The organism is Sulfitobacter sp. R86518 (assembly GCF_042466275.1).
GTDB classification, from domain to species: Bacteria; Pseudomonadota; Alphaproteobacteria; order Rhodobacterales; family Rhodobacteraceae; genus Sulfitobacter; species Sulfitobacter pontiacus.
Genome location: NZ_JAXHCA010000005.1, coordinates 2,560,143 through 2,580,687 on the forward strand (window position 1 = coordinate 2,560,143; position 20,545 = coordinate 2,580,687).

General features: G+C 64.2%; 19 protein-coding genes, 1 pseudogene and 1 riboswitch. Of the genes and pseudogenes, 15 read left to right on the forward strand and 5 right to left on the reverse strand.

Features of this window, described 5'->3' with window-relative positions; genetic code table 11:
• Positions 1–28 precede the first annotated feature (28 nt).
• From SJY36_RS13675 to cobJ, 7 genes and pseudogenes are all read left to right on the forward strand, one after another.
• The gene (locus SJY36_RS13675; RefSeq protein ID WP_074637282.1) at positions 29–409 is read left to right on the forward strand and encodes a DUF1636 domain-containing protein; all 381 of its coding nucleotides are present in this window, start codon (positions 29–31) and stop codon (positions 407–409) included.
• On the forward strand, positions 406–1,440 hold the full coding sequence (gene cobW / locus SJY36_RS13680; protein ID WP_005850078.1) for a cobalamin biosynthesis protein CobW: 1,035 nt from the start codon (positions 406–408) through the stop codon (positions 1,438–1,440). Before SJY36_RS13675 ends, cobW begins: the two co-directional genes overlap by 4 nt.
• A gap of 6 nt (positions 1,441–1,446) precedes the next feature.
• Positions 1,447–4,708 (forward strand): annotated as a pseudogene (cobN, locus tag SJY36_RS13685) (cobaltochelatase subunit CobN).
• A complete protein-coding gene (gene cobG / locus SJY36_RS13690) occupies positions 4,705–5,847 on the forward strand; it encodes a precorrin-3B synthase (protein ID WP_386175832.1) in 1,143 nt (380 codons plus the stop codon). Before cobN ends, cobG begins: the two are co-directional and overlap by 4 nt.
• The gene (locus SJY36_RS13695; RefSeq protein ID WP_005850082.1) at positions 5,848–6,477 is read left to right on the forward strand and encodes a precorrin-8X methylmutase; all 630 of its coding nucleotides are present in this window, start codon (positions 5,848–5,850) and stop codon (positions 6,475–6,477) included.
• A 2-nt stretch (positions 6,478–6,479) separates the two neighbouring features.
• On the forward strand, positions 6,480–7,196 hold the full coding sequence (locus SJY36_RS13700; RefSeq protein WP_386175835.1) for a precorrin-2 C(20)-methyltransferase: 717 nt from the start codon (positions 6,480–6,482) through the stop codon (positions 7,194–7,196).
• Positions 7,193–7,930, forward strand: a complete 738-nt coding sequence (gene cobJ, locus SJY36_RS13705; protein ID WP_386175838.1) for a precorrin-3B C(17)-methyltransferase — start codon at positions 7,193–7,195, stop codon at positions 7,928–7,930. The genes SJY36_RS13700 and cobJ overlap by 4 nt, the downstream gene beginning before the upstream one ends.
• Here the strand turns inward: cobJ and SJY36_RS13710 are convergent.
• The gene (locus SJY36_RS13710; protein ID WP_386175841.1) at positions 7,906–8,655 is read right to left on the reverse strand and encodes a cobalt-precorrin-6A reductase; all 750 of its coding nucleotides are present in this window, start codon (positions 8,653–8,655) and stop codon (positions 7,906–7,908) included. The two genes, cobJ and SJY36_RS13710, sit on opposite strands and share 25 nt — an antisense overlap.
• Here SJY36_RS13710 and cbiE point away from each other — a divergent pair.
• The 7 genes from cbiE (at position 8,654) to cobF (ending at position 14,835) form a co-directional block, all read left to right on the forward strand.
• Complete coding sequence (gene cbiE, locus SJY36_RS13715; RefSeq protein WP_386175844.1) at positions 8,654–9,850, forward strand: precorrin-6y C5,15-methyltransferase (decarboxylating) subunit CbiE; 1,197 nt, start codon at positions 8,654–8,656, stop codon at positions 9,848–9,850. The two genes, SJY36_RS13710 and cbiE, sit on opposite strands and share 2 nt — an antisense overlap.
• Entirely contained in the window at positions 9,847–10,206 is a 360-nt protein-coding gene (locus SJY36_RS13720) for a cobalamin biosynthesis protein (protein ID WP_386175847.1), read from the forward strand. The genes cbiE and SJY36_RS13720 overlap by 4 nt, the downstream gene beginning before the upstream one ends.
• Positions 10,203–10,988 (forward strand): precorrin-4 C(11)-methyltransferase, encoded by a 786-nt coding sequence (cobM, locus tag SJY36_RS13725; protein WP_037941160.1) that lies wholly within the window; start codon positions 10,203–10,205, stop codon positions 10,986–10,988. Before SJY36_RS13720 ends, cobM begins: the two co-directional genes overlap by 4 nt.
• The gene (locus tag SJY36_RS13730; RefSeq protein ID WP_386175850.1) at positions 10,985–12,310 is read left to right on the forward strand and encodes a cobyrinate a,c-diamide synthase; all 1,326 of its coding nucleotides are present in this window, start codon (positions 10,985–10,987) and stop codon (positions 12,308–12,310) included. Before cobM ends, SJY36_RS13730 begins: the two co-directional genes overlap by 4 nt.
• Complete coding sequence (cobA, locus tag SJY36_RS13735; RefSeq protein WP_009825406.1) at positions 12,307–13,023, forward strand: uroporphyrinogen-III C-methyltransferase; 717 nt, start codon at positions 12,307–12,309, stop codon at positions 13,021–13,023. The genes SJY36_RS13730 and cobA overlap by 4 nt, the downstream gene beginning before the upstream one ends.
• Before the next feature lie 26 nt (positions 13,024–13,049).
• A riboswitch (cobalamin riboswitch) is annotated at positions 13,050–13,266 on the forward strand.
• 71 nt (positions 13,267–13,337) lie between these two features.
• Positions 13,338–14,021, forward strand: coding sequence for an energy-coupling factor ABC transporter permease (locus SJY36_RS13740; RefSeq protein WP_386175853.1), 684 nt, complete (start codon positions 13,338–13,340; stop codon positions 14,019–14,021).
• 61 nt (positions 14,022–14,082) lie between these two features.
• Entirely contained in the window at positions 14,083–14,835 is a 753-nt protein-coding gene (gene cobF, locus SJY36_RS13745; protein WP_386175856.1) for a precorrin-6A synthase (deacetylating), read from the forward strand.
• A gap of 9 nt (positions 14,836–14,844) precedes the next feature.
• Here the strand turns inward: cobF and cueR are convergent, their stop codons facing one another.
• Both cueR and SJY36_RS13755 read right to left on the reverse strand, forming a co-directional pair.
• On the reverse strand, positions 14,845–15,231 hold the full coding sequence (cueR, locus tag SJY36_RS13750) for a Cu(I)-responsive transcriptional regulator (RefSeq protein WP_386175859.1): 387 nt from the start codon (positions 15,229–15,231) through the stop codon (positions 14,845–14,847).
• 20 nt (positions 15,232–15,251) lie between these two features.
• On the reverse strand, positions 15,252–17,708 hold the full coding sequence (locus SJY36_RS13755; RefSeq protein WP_386175861.1) for a heavy metal translocating P-type ATPase: 2,457 nt from the start codon (positions 17,706–17,708) through the stop codon (positions 15,252–15,254).
• 187 nt (positions 17,709–17,895) lie between these two features.
• Here SJY36_RS13755 and SJY36_RS13760 point away from each other — a divergent pair, with 187 nt between their 5' ends.
• Positions 17,896–18,867 carry a NodZ family protein gene (locus tag SJY36_RS13760; RefSeq protein ID WP_386175864.1) on the forward strand — a complete coding sequence of 324 codons (972 nt, stop codon included), beginning with the start codon at positions 17,896–17,898 and terminating at the stop codon, positions 18,865–18,867.
• On the opposite strand, the gene SJY36_RS13765 is transcribed toward SJY36_RS13760, so the two are convergent.
• Both SJY36_RS13765 and SJY36_RS13770 read right to left on the reverse strand, forming a co-directional pair.
• Positions 18,858–19,826 (reverse strand): glycosyltransferase family 2 protein, encoded by a 969-nt coding sequence (locus SJY36_RS13765; protein WP_386175867.1) that lies wholly within the window; start codon positions 19,824–19,826, stop codon positions 18,858–18,860. The genes SJY36_RS13760 and SJY36_RS13765 overlap by 10 nt on opposite strands.
• A complete protein-coding gene (locus SJY36_RS13770; protein ID WP_386175870.1) occupies positions 19,820–20,500 on the reverse strand; it encodes a sugar transferase in 681 nt (226 codons plus the stop codon). The genes SJY36_RS13765 and SJY36_RS13770 overlap by 7 nt, the downstream gene beginning before the upstream one ends.
• Positions 20,501–20,545: the final 45 nt, after the last annotated feature.

The window sequence follows — 20,545 nt, forward strand, 5'->3', positions numbered from 1 at the left end:
CTTGGCCCATCGACGTATGAGGCAAGATATGACCACCACGGATCAACCGGTCACCGTCACCATCTGCACCACCTGTCGCGCAGGTCAGATCACCGCCGAGGACGCGCCGCGCCCCGGGCAACAACTGTTTGACGCGCTGTCGGGGCATCTGCCCGACGGTGTGCAGCTGCGCGGAGCCGAATGTCTGTCGGCCTGTTCGCGGGGCTGTTCGATGGTCCTGTCGGGTGGGCCGTCGCGCTGGACCTATGTGTACGGCGATCTCGACACGGACGCGCATTTGTCCGATATCGTGAATGGCGTCTCTGCCTATGCCCAGACCTCTGATGGCGTGGTGCCCTGGCGCGAACGCCCCGTGGTCTTCCGCAAACAATCCATCGCCCGCATTCCCCCACAGGAGCCTACCGAATGACCAACCTTACCAAAATCCCCGTTACCGTGATCACCGGCTTTCTGGGCGCTGGCAAAACCACCTTTATCCGTCACCTGATGGAGAACGCGGGCTCCAAGCGTCTGGCCGTGCTGGTCAATGAATTCGGCACCGCCGGTGTGGATGGCGACATCCTGAAATCCTGCGCGATTGACAATTGCCCCGCCGAGAACATCGTCGAGCTGGCAAACGGCTGTATCTGCTGCACCGTGGCCGATGACTTTATCCCCACCATCGAAGCCCTGATGGCCCTGCCCGAAACGCCTGATCACATCCTGATCGAGACGTCGGGGCTGGCGCTGCCCAAACCCTTGCTCAAGGCGTTTGACTGGCCAGCGATCCGGTCGCGCATCACCGTGGACGGCGTGATTACGCTTGCCGATGCCGAAGCCGTGGTCAGCGGGCAGTTCGCCCCCGATCTGGAGGCCGTGGCCGCGCAACGTGATGCTGACGACAGTCTGGACCATGAAACGCCCTTGTCCGAAGTCTTCGAGGACCAGATCGCCTGCGCCGACATCGTGCTGCTGTCCAAGGCCGATCTGGCGGGCCCCGAGGGCGTCGAGGCTGCGCGCAAGGTGATCGAGGCGCATGCGCCGCGCAAGCTGCCGATCATTCCGATGACCGAAGGCGTGATCGACCCCCGCGTTGTACTGGGTCTGGAAGCCGCCGCCGAAGATGACATCGACGCGCGCCCCAGCCACCACGACGGGCATGACGATCACGAACATGACGACTTTGAAAGCGTGGTGATCGACATGGGCGAGGTCGCCGATGTCGCCACGCTTGAGGCTGCCGTGTTGCGCTTGGCGCGCGAACAGAAAATCCTGCGCGTCAAAGGCTATATCGCCGTTCAGGACAAACCGATGCGTCTGCTTGTGCAGGCCGTGGGCGAACGCGTGCGCAGCCAGTTCGACCGCCCTTGGGGGGACATGCCGCGCCGCAGCCAGCTGGTTGTGATCGCGGAACATGATCACGTGAACGAAGCCGCGATCCGCGCGGTGCTGGAGGGCTAAGCCGCCATGCATGTCGTCTTTCGCGAAAGCCACGGACTGGACCAAAGCGATCTGCCCCAAGATCTGGGGCAGACGCCGGCGGATCTGGTGGTGCTGTCCTTTTCGGACAGTGATCTGGGGGCTTTCGCGGCAGGCTGGCATCGTGCGGAAGGGGGCTTGCCGTCGTTGCGGCTGGCCAATCTGGTCGCGCTGAAACATCCGTTGTCGGTCGATACCTATGCCGAACAGACCCTTGCGGGGGCCAAGGCGGTATTGGTGCGGCTGATCGGGGGCGAAAGCTATTGGCCTTACGGGCTTGCGACCTTGCAGGATATGGCGCGCAAACAGCAGATCGCGCTGGCGGTGCTGCCTGCGGACGGCCAACCCGACCCGCGGCTCGACGCACTGTCGACGCTGCCGCATTCGACGTTAAGACGCTTGCAACATTTGTGCGATACGGGCGGGGCGGTGGCTGCGCAGGCGGCACTGGCGCAGCTGTCGCTGGCCGCAGGTCTTTACGCGGGGCCAGCCAAAGGGGCCAAGACCGTGCCCGAGGCGGGGTTCTACCGCCCCCATACCGGTGTGATCCCTGCGCCGGAACCCTCCGACAAGCCGCGCGCGATTGTGACCTTCTACCGGTCCTATCTGACGGCTGCCGATACCGATCCTGTGGATGCGCTGATCACCGCGCTTGACGCGCGTGGCTTTGACGCCGTGGGGCTATTCGCGCCCAGCCTCAAGGGGGACACCGCGCCGTGGATCGCGCAGCAGATCGCCCGGCTTGATCCGGCGGTGATCGTGAACGCCACCGCTTTCTCCGCCCAGCGCGGGCCGGATGAACCATCTGTTCTGGGCGCATCAGATTGCCCCGTGGTGCAGGTCGCCCTATCGACCGCGCGTCGGCGCGACTGGGCCGGATCAGAGCGCGGGCTGTCGCCTACCGATCTGGCGATGCACGTCGTCTTGCCCGAGGTGGATGGCCGTCTGTTTGGCGGTGTCGTCAGCTTTAAGCAGCCCGGCAAACGGGACGAGGCGCTGCAATACAGCCGTTTCGCCCATCGCGCCGACGCGAACCGCGTGGATTTCATCGCCGATCGCGTGCAGCGCTTGCACCAGCTACGGGTGCAGGGCAACGCGGCAAAGTCTGTGGGTGTGGTGCTGTCCACCTACCCCGGCAAAGACTGGAACATGGCCCATGCGTTGGGGTTGGATGCGCTGGCCTCCCTGCGGGAGATGACGGCCCAGCTGGCGGCGCAGGGCTATGACGTGGCTGCGCAGGACTTTAGCGATACGCAAACGGTTGCCAGCCGTCTTGGCACCGAAACGCTCCGCTGGCCGCTGGCAGAGTATGAGGTCGCGCTTGCAAAGCTGCCACAGGCGTTGCGCGATGACCTGACCGACAGCTGGGGCGCGCCGCAGGATGATCCGCTGTTTCACGACGGGGCGTTCTGTTTTCCGGCGCTGCGCAGTGGCAAGCTGCTGGTCGCCTTGCAACCCGAACGCGGGGCGCTGGCCGAACGGGACGAAGACTATCACGACCTGAGCCGCACGCCGCGCCCGGGCTATGTCGCCTTCTATCTGTGGCTGCAACAGCAGGCGGATGCGATGGTGCATGTCGGGGCCCATGGCACGCTGGAATGGCTGCCCGGCAAATCCGTCGCCCTGTCTGACGCCTGCTGGCCCGAGGCGCTGATCGGCCCGATGCCGGTGATCTATCCCTTTATCGTCAATGACCCCGGTGAGGCCGCGCAGGCCAAGCGCCGTATCGGGGCCGTGACCGTGGGCCATATGCCGCCCCCTTTGGTGACATCGAAACTGCCCGATGCATTCGGACGGTTGGAACGGCTGCTGGATGAATACTCGACCGCGGACGGGCTGGACCCTGCGCGGCGCGACCGGCTGATCGCGGACATCCGAGCCGAGGCGCAGGGCCGCGGGGTTGAACAGGACCTCGGCCTTGATGCCAGCGCCAGCGCGGCAGAGGCGCTGACCCGCATCGACCGCTTCGTCTGCGACATCAAGGAAACGCAATATGGCGACGGGCTGCATGTCTTTGGCGCAGGCGATCATGGGACGGGCGAGATTGACGGGCTGATCGCGGCGCTGTCTGCGCGGTTTGTGCCCCCCGGCCCGTCCGGGTCCCCCTATCGCGGGCGCAGCGATGTGCGGCCCACGGGGCGCAACCTGTTTACCACCGATCCACGGGCCGTGCCCTCGCGTGCGGCCTATACCCAAGGGGTGAAGCTGGCCGAGGAATTGTTGCGCAAGCATTTGCAGGATCACGGCGACTGGCCCAAGGGGTTGGTCATGGACATGTGGGGCTCTGCCACCATCCGCACGGCGGGCGAGGAGTTTGCCATGGCGCTGCATCTGGCGGGTCTGTCCCCCCGCTGGGATGACGGCAGCGACCGTGTGAGCGGGTTCGACATTCTGCCGCTTGCGCTGTTGAACCGTCCGCGCATTGATGTGACCCTGCGGGTGTCCGGCCTGTTCCGCGATATGTTCCCCGGTCTAGCGCAGCTGTTCGAGACGGCAATTGCCAAGCTGGCCGAGCGTCCCGAAACGGCTGCTGATAACCCCTATCTGGTGCAGACCCCCCGTGTCTTTGGCCCGCGCCCGGGATCCTATGGCTTGGGGATCGGCACCGCGATGGACGATTATTCCGACGAGGCGCGCACGGCGGCGGGCGAGGCGTGGCTGGCTGCCTCGTCCTACGCGATCGACGCGCGCGGAGAGATCACCTATGCCCGCGACGCGCTTGAGACGCAGCTGACGCGGGCCGATAGTTTCGTGCACCTGCAAGACCTGCCCGAGACCGATCTGTTGATGGCAGAAGGATTACGCCGCACATGAAGCCGGCTTTGCCGCCGCGATGCAGCGTTTGGGCAAGGGCGGGGCTGCCGCGCTGTACCATCTGGATGCCACCCGCCCCGACCAGCCCCGTGCCCGCACCCTGACCGAGGAGCTCGCCCGTGTAGTGCGCGCCCGTGCCGCCAACCCCGATTGGGCCACTGGCATGATGGCGCATGGTTTCCGCGGTGCCGCCGAGATTGCCGCGACACTGGATCACCTTGCCGCCTTTGCGCATCTGGCAGGCGTCGTGCCGGACCATCTGTTCGACGCCATGTTCGATGCAACATTGGGGCGCGATGATCTGGTCGACTTTATGCAGGACGCCAACCCGCAAGCGCTTGCTGCATTGCGCGCGCGGTTTGATGCCTTGCACCGGGCGGGGCTTTGGACGTCGCGCCGCAACTCTGTCCTTGCCGAATTAGGCACCCCCGCATGAGCGCGCCGCAGGTCTTTGGCTGGTGCCCCGGTGCGCTGCGGCCGATGATGTCCGGCGACGGGCTGGTGGTGCGGCTGCGTGTGCCGATGGGGCGGCTGAGCCCTGACCAGATCCGCCGCGTTGCCACGCTGGCGCGCACCCATGGCAACGGGATGATCGACCTGTCGGCCCGCGCGAACCTGCAACTGCGCGGGGTGACAACGGATAGCCATGCCGCATTGGTCGACGGGCTGCGCGAGATTGGCCTTGTCGATGCCGATCTGGCGGCAGAGGCACGGCGCAATATCACCGTGACGCCGTTCTGGCAGGATGGGGACGACAGCCACCGCGTGGCGCAAGCCCTGGCCCATGCGCTTTCCGATGATGGCGCACCCGACCTGCCCAGCAAGTTCGGCTTTGCGATCGATTGCGGAGCGCGGCCCGTGCTGACGCGCACCTCTGCCGACATCCGGATCGAACGTAGCGCTGCTGGCCTGATCTGCCGGGCGGACGGGGCAGAGGTGGGCCAGCCAGTCACAGTGGATACAGCCGCAGATGCCGCACTGACGCTGGCCCGCTGGTTTCTGGACACCGGTGGCGTGACCGACGGAAGGGGGCGCATGGCGGCGCATATCGCGACGCGGGGGGCTCCGGTGGGCGCTGATACCGTCCCCCTGCCCGCTGCGCCCGTCCCTGAGCCCGGTATGACCCCGCAAGGCACACTTCTCGGGTTTGCCTTTGGCCAGACCACGGCGGAAAGCTTTGCGCAGCTGGCGGAGCTTGGTGCGCTGCGGCTGACCCCTTGGCGCATGGTGTTGATGGAAGAGGTCACCCCCTCAGGTCCGCTGCCCGATTTCATCACCGACGCCCGCGATCCGCGCCGCCGTGTGCAGGTCTGCACCGGTGCCCCCGGCTGCCGTCAGGCTTTGTCGGACACACGCGATGCCGCCCGCGCCATTGCCGCGCATCTGTCGCCAGACAGCGATGACACGATCCATATCTCGGGCTGTGCCAAAGGCTGCGCCCATCCCGCCCCTGCCCCCGTCACGCTGACCGCCAGTCATGACAGGCATTTCACCCTTATCCGCCACGGGCGCGCAGGCGATCCGCCGCAAAGCGCGCCGCTGACAGTGACCCAAATTCAAGACAGGAGGCTTTGAGTGCCCCACACCTACGAGACCAACGGTGCCGCGATCTATCTGGAGAGCTTTGCCACCATCCGCGCCGAGGCCGATCTGGCGCGGTTCACCCCCGATGAAGAACGTGTCGCCGTTCGGATGATCCACGCCGCCGGTCTGGTCGGACTGGAAAAGCACGTACAGTTTTCTGAAAACATGGCGCAGATTGCACGGGCGGCGCTGGCGGATGGCGCGCCGATCTTATGTGATGCGCATATGGTGTCCGAAGGGATCACCCGCACGCGATTGCCCGCTGACAACCAGATCATCTGCACCCTGCGCGACCCCAAGGTGCCAGAGCTGGCGCAGCAGATGGGCAACACACGCTCTGCCGCAGCGCTTGAACTGTGGCGGCCGCATCTGGCAGGGGCCTTGGTGGCCATCGGCAATGCGCCCACGGCGCTGTTCCACCTGCTGAATATGCTCGAAGATCCCGACTGCCCGCGCCCTGCGGCCATCATCGGCTGCCCCGTCGGCTTTGTCGGCGCGGCGGAATCGAAAGAGGCGTTGATGCAGGATTTGCCCGTGCCGTCGATGATCGTGCAGGGGCGTTTGGGCGGTTCGGCGATTACAGTGGCGGCGGTGAACGCGCTGGCCACGTGGAAGGAATAACGATGGGCAAGGTCATTTGCATCGGGCTTGGCCCCGGCGATCCCGAATTGATGAGCGTCAAGGCGCACCGTTTGCTGACCGGCGCGCAGCACGTCGCGTTTTTCCGCAAACCCGGACGGCGTGGGCAGGCCCGCACCATCGTGGACGGCATCATGGCCGAGACGGCGGTGGAACATGCGATGGAATACCCCGTCACGACAGAGATCCACTTTAGCGATCCCGAGTATAACCGTCTGCTGTCGGCTTTCTACGACGATTGGGCTGACCGTTTGACCGACCTTGCGCAGACCGAAGATGTGATCGTGCTCTGTGAAGGGGACCCGTTCTTTTACGGGTCGTTCATGCATCTGCACAGCCGCCTTCAGGGCCGCGCCGAGGTCGAGATCGTGCCCGGCATCACCGGCATGTCAGGCTGCTGGACCGCGACAGGGCATCCGATCACCTGGGGTGATGATGTGCTGACCGTGCTCATGGCGACGCTGGACGAGGAAGAGCTGGCCACGCGGGCCGCTAATACCGATGCGCTGGTGGTGATGAAAATCGGGCGCAACCTTGAAAAGTTGAAGCGCGCACTGACCAAGGCGGGCCGCTTGCAAGACGCATGGCTGGTCGAGAAGGGCACGATGGCGGGGCAGACGGTGCAAAAGCTGACGGAAGTCCCGGCCGACGTGCCCTATTTCTCGATCGCGATCGTGCATGGTCAGGGACGGCGGCCATGACCGGCTGGGTGCGCGTTGTCGGCCTTGGCCCCGGAGACGAGGCGCTGGTCACGCCAGAGGTGCGCGCCACCGTGGACGAGGCGACCGATATTGTCGGCTACATCCCCTATGTGCGCCGGATTGCCCCGCGCGACGGGCTGACCCTGCATGAAAGCGACAACCGGGTAGAGCTGGACCGCGCCGCACATGCGCTTGAAATGGCGGCGGCGGGGCGGCGTGTGGTGGTGGTGTCTTCGGGCGATCCGGGGGTCTTTGCCATGGCCTCTGCCCTGTTCGAGGCGTTGGAGAAAGGCCCGGAAGACTGGCTGGCAATCGATATAGGCGTCCTGCCCGGCATCACCGCGATGCTCGCGGCGGCGGCGCGGTTGGGGGCACCGTTGGGGCATGATTTCTGCGCGATCAACCTGTCGGACAATCTGAAACCCTGGTCGCTGATCGAAAAACGGCTGCGGCTGGCGGGGGAAGCGGGGTTTGCCATGGCGTTCTACAACCCGCGGTCGGCCTCGCGGCCGCATCAGTTCGCCACCACGCTTGATATTCTGCGCGAGGCCTGCGGGCCGGAAACCTTGATCTCTTTTGCGCGCAACGTCAGCCACCCGGACGAGTCATTGCGCACCGTCACGCTGGCCGAAGCGACGCCAGAGATGGCCGATATGCGCACGGTCGTGATCGTCGGTAACGCCGACACCCGCCGCGTCGGGACACATATCTACACGCCACGGTCCGTCGTATGATCAAGCCATGCCAGGATATCGTCGAGCCGCGCAAATGTCCTGCGAGGGGGCACCGCGGGGCGCTGGATCATCAGCACGCGCAGCCCCAGTTCGCGCGCGGCGATAAGCTTGGCCTCGGCCCCCGTGCCGCCGGCGTTCTTGGCGATGATCAGCTTGGTCCCGTGGTCGCGCAGCAGGACGATGTCTCCGGCCACGTCGAACGGTCCTCGGGCGAGGGTCACGGTCGTATGCGGCAAGGGCAGCGGCGCGTCAGGCTGGTCCACCAGCCGCAGCAGATAATGGTGCTGCGGATGGTTGGCAAAGACGGACAGCGCCTGCTTGCCGATGGCCAGAAAGACCCGCGTCGGCACCTGCGGCAGGGATGCGGCGGCGGCTTCGATACTTGGCAGATGGGTCCAATTGTCGGCGGCAGTCTCGGCCCACGGGGCACGTTCAAACGCGGCCAGCGGGATGCCTGCCTGCGTGCTGGCGGCATGGGCGTTACGGCTCATCTGTGCGGCGAAGGGATGGGTCGCGTCGATCACGCGGGTGATGTTATTTTGTGCTATGAACGCCAGCAATCCGGCCACGCCGCCAAAGCCACCCACGCGGGTGGGCAAGGGCTGCGCCACGGGGGCGGCCGTGCGTCCGGCATAGCTGAACAGCGCATCATCGCCACGGTCGGCCAGCGCGCGCGCGAGGTTGGACGCCTCTGTCGTGCCGCCAAGAATGAGGGTGCGCGTCATGGCTGATCCTGTTGCTGCCTGGGTGACCCTGATTGGTCTGGGCGAAGATGGCCTTGCTGGGCTGACCGATGCAAGCCGAAACGCGCTGGCAGAGGCCGACGTGATCTTTGGCGGGGCGCGGCATCTGGCGCTTTGTGACGCGGGCGCGCGCGGGCGGGAATGGCCGTTGCCGTTCAGCGTAGCGCCGGTGTTGGAACATCGCGGGCGTGCGGTTGTGGTGCTCGCCTCGGGTGATCCGTTCTGGCACGGCGTGGGCGGTACGCTGGCGCAGGTGCTGGACCCGTCGGAATGGCGCTGCTTTCCCGCGCCGTCCTGCATGACGCTGGCGGCTGCGCGGCTTGGCTGGCGGTTGGAGGAGGTCACGACCCTTGGCCTGCATGCGGCCCCGTTCGAGGTGTTGCTGCCCCATCTGGCGGCAGGTGCGAGGCTGATCTGCACGTTGCGCGATGGAGCGGCCCCTACGGCGCTGGCAGATTATCTGACCGCGCAGGGTTTAGGCGCGTCCCGCCTGACGGTGATGGAGGCGCTTGGCGGTCCGCGTGAAATCGCGCGCGCGGCCGATGCCGCGACGTTTGACCTGAGCGACATTGCCGCCCCTGTGGTGGTGGCGATTGCGGTGTCGGGTAGCGCGGGTATCAGCCACGCGCCCGGACGGCCCGAGGCGCTATTTGCCCATGACAGCCAGATCACCAAATCACCCATGCGCGCGTTGACGCTGGCCGCGCTGGCCCCCCGCGCGGGGGAGCTGCTGTGGGATGTGGGGGGCGGGTCGGGCTCTGTCTCTGTTGAATGGTGTCTGGCCGCGCCGCACGCGCAGTCCATCGCCATCGAGCCGCGCGAAGGCCGCTGCGATAACATCACCGAGAACGCCCGCCGCTTTGGTCTGGCGCGCCGGATGCGCTGCGTACACGGCACGGCCCCCGATGCGCTGGCCGATCTGCCCCTGCCCGCAGCGGTCTTTCTGGGTGGTGGCGCATCAGAGGATGTTTTGCAGGCGATCTGGCACAGGATCACGCCGGGCACGCGGCTTGTGGCGAATGCGGTGGCGCTTGAAACCCAAGCCTTGCTGATCCGCTGGCACGGGATGCACGGCGGGCAATTGCTGCGGATCGATCTGGCACAGGCGGCCCCCTTGGGGACCATGCAGGGCTGGCACCCCAGCCGCCCGCAACTGCAATGGAGCGTGACCCGATGATCGTCGCTGGGATAGGATTGCGCGCGGATGCGACCGAGGCGGATTTACGCGCGGCCCTTGCGCTGACACGGCGCAGGCCGGACACGCTCGCGACCCTCGCGATCAAGGTGACGCCGGCGCTACGGCGCTTTGCCGACAGTCTGGCATTGCCGCTGATCGAACTGTCGGAAGCCGATATCGCAGACATCCCGACGCGTACCGTGTCGCCACGCGTGCAAGCGCGCTTCGGGACCGGATCACTTGCCGAGGCCGCCGCATTGCGCGTTGCTGGTCGCGGTGCCAAATTGACGACCTTGCGTGTGGCCAGCCCCAATGGCATGGCCACCGTAGCTATCGCGGAAGGAATTGCCCCATGACTGTTCACTTTATCGGCGCGGGCCCCGGTGCCCCTGATCTGCTGACCCTGCGAGGGCGCGACCTGATCGCGGCCTGCCCTGTGTGTCTGTATGCCGGATCGTTGGTCCCGTCTGAGCTGCTGTCCTACTGCCCTGCGGATGCGAAGATCGTGAACACCGCGTCGCTGTCGCTGGACGAGATCATGGCAGAGATCAAGGCCGCCGATGATGCGGGGCAGGATGTGGCGCGGCTTCATTCGGGTGATCTATCGGTCTGGTCCGCCATGGGCGAGCAGCTGCGCCGCTTGCGCGAGTTGGACATCGACTATGACATCACCCCCGGTGTGCCCGCCTTTGCTGCTGCCGCCGCCGCTTTGGGGAACGAGCTGACGCTGCCCGGTGTGGCGCAGTCGCTTGTTCTCACGCGGACCTCGGGTCGGGCGTCAGCCATGCCCGAGGGTGAAACGCTCGAGAATTTTGCCGCCACGGGTGCCACGCTGGCGATCCACCTGTCGGTGCATGTGCTGGATGATGTGGTCGCGCGGCTCACCCCTCATTACGGAGAGGACTGCCCCGTCGCCATCGTCTGGCGCGCAAGCTGGCCGGATCAACGGGTGGTGCGGGCGACCTTGGGCAGCGTGATTGACGCCACCGACGGCGAACGCGGGCGCACGGCGCTGATCCTTGTGGGCCGCGCACTGACGGCAGAGGAGTTCCGCGAAAGCTGTCTGTACGCGGGCGATTACGACCGCCGCTTCCGCCCCGTCGGCACAGAGCCGCGCTTTCCAGAGGGCACAGAATGATCGAGACAACGCAACTGCCCAAGGGCCTGATGATCTCGGCCCCCGCGTCGGGTACGGGCAAGACCACCTTGATGCTGGGCCTGCTCAACGCGCTCAGCCGGCGCGGCGTTGACGTGCGCCCGTTCAAGAGCGGGCCGGATTACATCGACCCCGGCTTTCACCGCGCGGCTTGCGGGCGGTCGTCCTATAATATCGACAGTTGGGCCATGGGCTCGGGCGTGTTGTGCAATCTGATCGGCACCGCCCATGGCGGCGATCTGGCCCTGATCGAAGGGTCAATGGGGCTGTTCGATGGTGTGGCGCAACCGGGGGAAACCTCGAACGGGGCGAGCGCCGATATCTCTGCCATGACGGGCTGGCCGGTGGTGTTGCTGCTGGATGTATCGGGTCAGGCGCAATCGGCTGCGGCCACCGCCCTTGGGTTCAAGACGATGCGCCCGGATGTGCATGTCGCGGGTGTGGTGCTGAACAAGGTCGCCAGCCCCCGTCACGAGGCCCTGCTACGTCTGGGGATGGAGCAGGTCGGCATCCCCGTTCTGGGCGCGCTGCCCCGACAGGGATCGGTCACGCTGCCGGAACGCCACTTGGGTCTGGTGCAGGCCGAGGAACAGCCCGAGCTGATGAAGCTGCTGGATGCGGCGGGAGATTTCATCGCGCAGCATATCGATCTTGATCTGATCGTCGCTGCCGCCCAAGGGCGCAGTATCCCCGACGGGCCAGATGTCTTGCCCCCGCCCCCCGGTCAACGGATCGCTTTGGCCAAGGACGCCGCGTTTTCGTTCATCTATCCGCATTTGCTGGACCACTGGATCGCCGCGGGTGCGCAGGTGTTGCCCTTCTCGCCGCTGGCGGATGAGGCACCGGACGACAGCGCCGACATCTGCTGGCTGCCCGGCGGCTATCCCGAGCTGCATGCCGGACGCCTTGCCGCTGCCGCGCAGTTCCGCGACAGCCTGCAACAATTCGCCACGACGCGCCCGGTGCATGGGGAATGCGGGGGCTATATGGCGATGGGGGCCGGGTTGGTCGACAAGGAAGGCGTGCGGCACCAGATGGCGGGGCTGCTGGGGCTGGAAACCAGCTATGAGAAGCGCAAGATGCATCTGGGCTACCGGCTTGCCACGCTGAACGAACCCGGCCCCGGCTATGACGCGGGCGCGCGGTTGCGGGGACATGAATTCCACTATTCTACGATCCTGTCGCAGCCCGATACACCGCTGGCGCGGGTGGTCGATGCCAATGGGGCCGAAGTGCCCGAGACAGGCTCGCGCCGCGGCCATGCGACGGGCACCTTCTTTCACCTGATCGCGGGGGCGTCATGAGCGGCTTTGTCTCTTTCGTCTCCTCCGGTCCGGGTGATCCCGAGCTGCTGACCGTGAAGGCGGTAAAGCGGTTGCAAGAGGCCGAAGTCGTGCTGTTCGACGATCTGTCGGCGGGTCCGATCCTTGAACATGTCTCGCCCGAGGCGGATCTGATCGGGGTGGGCAAACGCGCCGGACGGCTGTCTCCGAAGCAGGATCACGTGAGCCGTTTGCTGGTCGAACACGCATTGACCGGCGCGCGGGTGGTGCGGCTGAAAAGTGGGGACGCGGGCGTGTTTGGCCGGCTTGAAGAAGAGCTGACCGCACTGAAAGCGGCAGGCGTCGCCTTCGAGATCATCCCGGGCGTCACGGCGGCGTCTTCGGCGGCGGCGGCGGCGATGATCCCACTGACCCGGCGGCTGACCGCGCGGCGGGTGCAATTCATCACCGGCCACGGCGAATCGGGGGCCTTGCCCGAAGATCTGAACATGGCGGCGCTGGCCGACCCTACGGCGACAACGGTCGTCTACATGGGCCGCCGCACCTTTGCGGGTTTCGCCGCGCGGCTGATCGAGGCGGGCTTGCCGCCCTCCACCCCTGCCCTGCTAGCAGAGGCGGTATCGACCCCCGATCAAAAGCTGAGCCGCCACACCGTGGAAAGCCTTGCCCATCTGCCGCTGGATCCCGCAACGTCAGCGCCTGCGCTGATCCTTTACGGGCCTTTGACCGAATAGATGACTTGACAAAACCGGCCCGAAAATGACCACCTATTCCGGACGGTTCCCCGTGCGCCTTCGGGCAATCGGGGTGAAAAGGGAATACGGTGCGGTGCCAAAGCAAAGGTGCCAAATCCGGAACTGCCCCCGCACCTGTAAGTGAAGAGCAACCCGCATTGCCACTGGGCCACACCGCCTGGGAAGGCGCGGCACGCATGGACGCACAAAGTCAGGAGACCTGCCGTCATGGGGATGATCCCTGTTCCAACTGGCTGCCCCCCGGGGCGGCTTTCACATTATGCCGTCGGGGAAGACGGTAAGGAGACCTGAATATGCATATCGAACCCGAAGTCGTGACCGGCGCCAAGCTGGTCCTGTCCTATGGCACCGCCGCCGGTGCTGCGGCCTATACCGCGAAAACCGCAATAAACTCTGTCCGTGAGAAAGGCGTCGTACCTTTTGCGGGCGGAGCCGTGGTGGCCACCGCGCTGACCTTTGTCTTTTTTCAGGTCTTCCCGCATTTCCCCGTGGGCGTGAGCGAAGTGCACCTGATCCTCGGGTCGACCCTGTTCCTGCTGTTCGGCGTGGCCCCTGCGGCTGCGGGTCTGGCGCTTGGTCTGCTGGCGCAGGGCGTGTTCTTTGCCCCCATCGACCTGCCGCAATACACGATGAACGTCACCACGCTGCTGGTGCCCTTGTTCATGGTCTCGGCGCTGGCCAAACGCATCATTGCGCCCAACACCGCCTATGTTGATCTGACCTATGTTCAAGCGCTCAAGCTGTCGACCGCGTTTCAGGCGGGCGTTGTGGGCTGGGTGGCGTTCTGGGCCATCTACGGTCAGGGCTTTGCCGCCAGCAACATCGCCGCTGTGGCCAGCTTTGGCGGGGCCTATATGATGGTCATCCTGATCGAGCCGCTTGTGGATCTGGCCGTGCTCGCCGCCGCGAAAACCCTGCGCGATTTCGCGGGCAGCGCGCTGTTCACCAAACGTCTGACGCAGACCGCCGCTGAATAATCCAAGACCCGACGCGGCCCCCTACTCTGCGGGCCGCGTCACCCCCTGCCGGAGCCTCAAGATGTTTACGCTTTCACTGATCGGCATCGGGTCCGGCAATCCCAAACACCTGACATTACAAGCCATCGACGCGCTGAATGCCTGCGATGTGATCCTGATCCCGTCCAAGGGCGCGGGCAAGGATGATCTGGCTGGCCTGCGGCACGAGATTTGCGCCCAGGTGCTGCGGTCGGACGGGCCTTATATTCACGAATTCACCCTGCCCAAACGCGACGCCGCCAACCCTGATTATCACGCGGGCGTCCACGATTGGCATGATGCCATTACACAGGTCTGGCTGGCCGAGATGCAGCGCACCCTGCCCCAAGGCGGCCGTGTCGGTTTCCTCGTCTGGGGGGATCCGTCGCTGTATGACAGCACCCTGCGCATTGCGGAGCGGTTGCAAAAGGTCGTCACACTCACCGTCGATGTCGTGCCGGGAATTACCTCGCTTCAGGTACTGACGGCGGGCCATGCGATCCCGCTGAACACCATCGGTAATCCCGTCACGATCACCACCGGTCGGCAGCTGCGCGATCATGGTTGGCCGCAGGGTGTGGATACGATTGCCGTCATGCTGGACGGCACCTGCGCCTTCGAGGTGTTGCGGCAGCACAGCGACATACACATCTGGTGGACCGCCTATGCCGGCATGCCGAACGAGCGTCGCATCGCGGGCCCGCTGGATCAGGTCTGCGACCGCATCATCGCAACACGGGCAGAGGCCCGCGCCGCCCATGGCTGGATCATGGATATCTACCTGCTGCGCCGGTAGACACGCGCGCTACAGCTTTTCGAGCCGTTGCAAAATCGGGCAATCGGGGCGGTCATCGCCAGCGCATTCATGCACCAGATGGGTCAAGGTCTGACGAATATCTTGTAGGTCCGCGATCTTGCTTTCGATCTGCACCAGATGTTGCTGGGCGATGGCACGGACATCGGCGCTGGCGCGATCCTGATCATCCCAAAGCGCCAGCAGGTCGCGGCAATTCTCGATCGTGAAGCCCAAGGCCCGCGCACGGCCCAGAAACGTCAGCTTGTGCACGTCGCTGTCGCAAAAGCTGCGATACCCGTTGGTGTCACGCGCGGGCGTGATCAGACCGATGTCTTCGTAGTAGCGGATGGTCTTGGCAGGCAGACCTGCGCTTTTCGACACGTCACCGATGTTCATGGACGTCTCCTTTCGTTGAATTAGGCGGTTGCTGCGGCGGCGATCCACCGCAGGCGCAGGGCGTTGAACAGGACAAAGACGCTCGACAATGCCATGGCGGCGGCGGCAAGCACGGGCGACAGCAGCACACCGAACAGCGGATAGAGCACACCGGCTGCAACGGGGATCAGCAGCGCGTTATAGCCAAAGGCCCAAAAGAGGTTCTGGCGGATATTGCGCATGGTGTGCTGGCTGATGTGCAGGGCGTTCACCACCCCTTGCAGATCGCCCGACATCAGCACCACGTCGGCCGCTTCGATAGCGACATCCGTTCCGGTACCGATGGCAATACCCACGTCGACCCCCGCCAGCGCGGGCGCATCATTGATCCCGTCCCCCACAAAGGCGACCTTGTGGCCCGCCTGTTGCAGGTCCTCCAGCGCGGCGACCTTGCCGTCGGGCAGTACTTCGGCGACCACGGTATCGATCCCCAAACGGTCGGCAATGGCCTGCGCCGTCGCCTTGTTATCACCGGTGATCATCGCAATTTTCAGCCCCGCTTTGTGCAGTGCCTCCAGCGCTTGGGGCGTCGTTTCCTTGATCGGGTCGGCGACGCCGATTATCGCGACAAGCGCCCCATCCACGGCGGCGAAAAGCGGTGTCTTGCCCTCTGCCCCCCATGCTGCCGGCCGCCCCTCTGCCGCGGCGAGAGAGACCCCTTCGGCCTCCATGAAACGGTCCGCCCCGACAAGCACGCGACGCCCTTCGACTTCGGCGCGTACACCGTGGCCGGTTTGCGAGGCAAAAGAGGTCACCGCTGCCAGCGACAGCCCCTGTGTTTCGGCATGGCGCAGGATGGCGCTGGCAATCGGGTGCTCTGACTGCGCCTCGACGGAAGCGACGAGCCTCAACGCATCGGCCTGCGACCAGCCGTTGAAGACATCCAGATCCGTCACCTCAGGCCGACCGGCGGTCAGCGTGCCGGTTTTATCAAGCGCGATGGTATCGACCTCGGCCAAGACCTGCAGCGCGTCCCCCTTGCGGAACAGCACGCCCATCTCGGCCCCTCGCCCTGTGCCCACCATGATAGAGGTCGGCGTGGCCAGCCCCATCGCACAGGGGCAGGCGATGATCAGCACCGCGACGCTTGCCACCAAAGCGTGCCCCAAGGACGGCTGCGGCCCGAACGCCAGCCAGACAAGGAAGGTGGCCGCGGCAATCGCCATGACGACGGGCACGAACCACATGGTGATGCGGTTAACCATATCCTGCACCGGCAGCTTGGCGCCTTGGGCGTCCTCGACCATGCGCACAATCTGCGACAGGGTCGTGTCCGCGCCCACATGGGTCGCGCGGTAGACCAGCGCGCCGGTGCCATTCACCGTCCCCCCGACCACATGCGTGTCGGGCAGCTTTTCGACGGGCACGGGTTCGCCGGTGATCATGCTTTCATCGACATAGGAACTGCCACGTGTCACGGTCCCGTCTACGGCGATCTTTTCACCGGGGCGCGCATGGATCAGATCGCCGACGGTGATCGCGTCGATCGCAACCTCTGACACGTTGCCGTCTCGCTCTACCCGCGCGGTTTTGGGGCGCAGCCCGATCAGCTTGCGGATCGCTTGCCCGGTCTGGCCCTTTGCCCGCGCCTCTAGCGTGCGCCCCAGCAGGATCAACGTGACGATCATCGCGGCGGCTTCGAAATAGACCGCTTGCGCACCGGCGGGCAGCAACTGTGGCAAGAACAGCGCCACGGTGGAAAAGCCCCATGCCGCCGTGGCCCCCAGAAACACCAGAGAGTTCATGTCAGGCGTGCGTTTCAACAGCGCTGGCACGCCGGTGACAAAAAAGCGCCGCCCGGGCCATGCCAGAACGATGGTGGTCAGTACGAACTGGATCGACCAGCTTAGCTGCTGCCCCAGCGTCGACATCACCCAATGGTGGAACGCGGGGATCATATGGCCGCCCATCTCGAGCACAAACACCGGCAGGGTCAACGCCGCGGCGAGCAGCGTCATACGTTTAAGATGCGCGGCTTCTTCAACCTTGCGGTCCGGCACGGGGGAAGATGCGGTGTCCGTCACAGGGGTGGCGGGGTAGCCCGCGGCTTGCGCAGCCTGCACAATGGCGGCATCCGGCTCTGCGGTAAGCGACTGCACCACGGCCTCTTCCCGGGCGAGGTTGACGGTGACATCGACCACACCCGGCACGGCCGCCAAGGCGCGTTCGACCCGCCCGACGCAGGATGCACAGGACATGTTTTCAATGGTATAGCGCCGCGTTTGCACGGTGGCGGGATAGCCTGCGGTCGCAAGTGCGGCGACGGCGTCCTTGGGGTCGAAACCCGATGCCACCTGCAGCGACGCCGTTTCCGAGGCGAGGTTCACGCGGGCGTCCTGCACACCCTCCACGCGTCCAAGCGCGGTCTCGACCCGCCCCACGCAAGAGGCGCAATTCATACCGCCAATGCCAAAATTTATCGCAACTACATCGCCCATCAGCCATCTCCTTGGGGTGTCTTGCCCCTCAGATAGGGCTTCCAGTTAATGGAAGGTCAAGCGGTGATATGGATTTTATTCGATTTCGCTGCAGATTCCGGAGTCTTCCCTAGGCCGGTTAAGACTTTGGAAAGACATCCGCGCGATGGTGAGCGTCAAACGATGAGCGGAGGGTGTGTATCGACGGATGCAGTCAAGAACACTGGTGATCAAGGGAAAAGGCGGATTGGGCAACCGCATCCTGTCTGCGATCTCGGGTCTGGTTTACGCCGACCTATCCGGCCGCAAGCCAGTGATCGACTGGCGCGACGGCAGCTATGCGCCGCTTGGTGAAAACGCTTATCCGCTGCTATTCCAGTCTCCGATCGGGGACGAAGCGATTGAGGGTGCCACAATGGATGACGGGGCCGATGTTTGCCCCGCGATCTGGGCTGGCAATCTGCATCGCCAGCCGCAAGACATGATCGACACCTATATGCCGCAGTCACATTCAAACCCCTGGGGCTATCGGCGGCTTTGCGTGGACCTCAAGCGGTTGGACCAGTCTCAGACGGTGGCGATCTATTGGTCTTACCTGCCAAAGCTGGGCCGTATGCGGCACCATCTGCGCCGGGATGCACGCTTTGCCAAACGGGGGGAGCGCGAGGTTTTCGCCGATTATCTCGGCCGCTATTTTACCCCCAACGCACGGGTCCGCCATGCGCTATCGCACATGCGCCCCACGGCAAAACTGCCAAGCATCGGGGTTCATATCAGGTTCACCGATCGAAAAATCCCGCTTGGCCCGGTGTTGAAGACCCTGGAGCAGCTAAAGGCCCGCCATCCGAACGCAACCATCTTTCTTGCGACGGACAGTGCCGAAATCGAGGATCGTTTGAAGCGTGCGTTCGACAAGATCATAACCCATCCCAAGCGGCTAGGCCTTGCCGGCGCGCGTTTGCATGGGCCGGATACAACATGCAACCCGCTGCAAGAGGCGGAAAATGCCCTGATCGACATGTGGCAATTGTCGCGTTGTGATCACCTGATCTATTCCCGCCGCTCGACCTTCTCTGTCACCTCTGGCTACTTGGGGCGTTTTGCCCCTGCGCGTATCCACGATGTCGAACGGTATTCTCCGACGCTTTGGGCGAAGGAACTGTTGCAACGCTATGCTTGATCATACCCCCGCAACCATGTCTTGCGGGCGGCCCAGACCGCCGACCAATGCGCCGCCCGCGCCCGTCTTTGCGCATCGCGCGAAGCCACGAACGGCCGCGTAGCCAAATACCGAAGCGCCGACCAAAGCCACATCAGAAAGACCCCCGCCCCCTGTTGCCACGCCGGCCAGTGATCGCGGACCAATGACGCACGCGATGTCATCACCGCGATCGCCTTTACCTCTGTCACCGTGGTAGAGGCCCCGACATGATGCAAAATCTGCGCCTTCGGCGTGATCAACGGCTGATGCCCCAAATAAATCGCGCGCAGGCAAAGATCGGCATCCTCGCCATACATGAAATATTTCTCCGAAAAGCCGCCCAGTTGATGCCACAAGGAACGGTCGATCAACAGAAAACACCCCACAACGATATCGACAGGGCGCACAGAATCCCGCGGCCAGCGCCCGTAGGCTTCGGGGTTGAACACGGCGCTGCGCGGAAAAGCAGTGCTGAGCCCGGTCGCTTTGAACAACAGGCTGGCCACGGTGGGCCGCGCCCAACAAGACGCGATGTTAAGCGACCCATCAGCAAAAATGGTGCGCCCACCCCATATCCCCGCCTGCGGATTTTCGCGCGCAAAGGCGACGAGTTGATCGACCGCATCGGTATGAAGCTCGGTATCAGGGTTCAGTAACAGTAAATAGTCGGAACAACACTGCTGCGCGGCAAGATTATTCGCGCGCGCAAAGCCCAGATTCTGTGCCGAGCGGACCAGCCGGACCTGCGGAAACGCCGCAGCTATCGCATCTGCCGAACCGTCAGAGGAGGCGTTATCCCAAACAATACACTCAAATTGAGTCAACTGCGTGTGTTCATACAGCGTTTCTATCGCCCTAAGCGTCAATTCCCGCGTGTTGTAGCTGACGATCACGACACTAAGGGCAGGCCCGCGATCAACCGTCGCCGGCTTCAGCACCCCGTCGCCCGCAATACGACACCCACGGTTGCCTTTAGTATTCGCAGATCCTCAGACAGTGACAGGGCGCTGAAGTAGTGCGTGTCGAAAACTGCGCGCTCTGAAAACCTTGCTCTGTTCCGGGATGAAACCTGCCAGTTCCCACTGATCCCCGGCCGCAGGCTTTCGTAGTGGTCACCCTGATAAAGCCCCTTTTGAGACACCAACATGGGTCGGGGCCCGACGAGGCTCATCTCTCCTCTCAGCACGTTAACGAACTGGGGTAGTTCATCCAGTGACGTGCACCGCAAGAACCGGCCCACCGTTGTAACACGGGGATCGTGGCGCAGCTTCTGGTTTTGTCGCCATTCATCCCTGGCCTTTGGATTTTGTGCTAAATAGTCTCTTAACGAGTGCGGATCGTGGGGATGCATTGTTCGCAGCTTCCACATCTTGAAGACCCGCCCATCTTTACCAACTCGTTCCTGGGTGAAGAACGGAGACTGCCCAGTTGCTGCCACAAGACAGGCAAGAAGGCAGATCACGAGAACCACGATCGGTGCAGATAAAATGCAAAAGACGATGTCAAAACAGCGCTTGCCATATAGACGATAAAGCTCCCGATGCAGATCGCTCCGCTGCAGGGTGTTCACGCGTGGATAGGGTTGGCGTTTAAAGACATTTGTATGATGCACCGGAAACTCCTTCTTCGGCTCAGGCCCGGGGGAAAGGTCGATGCA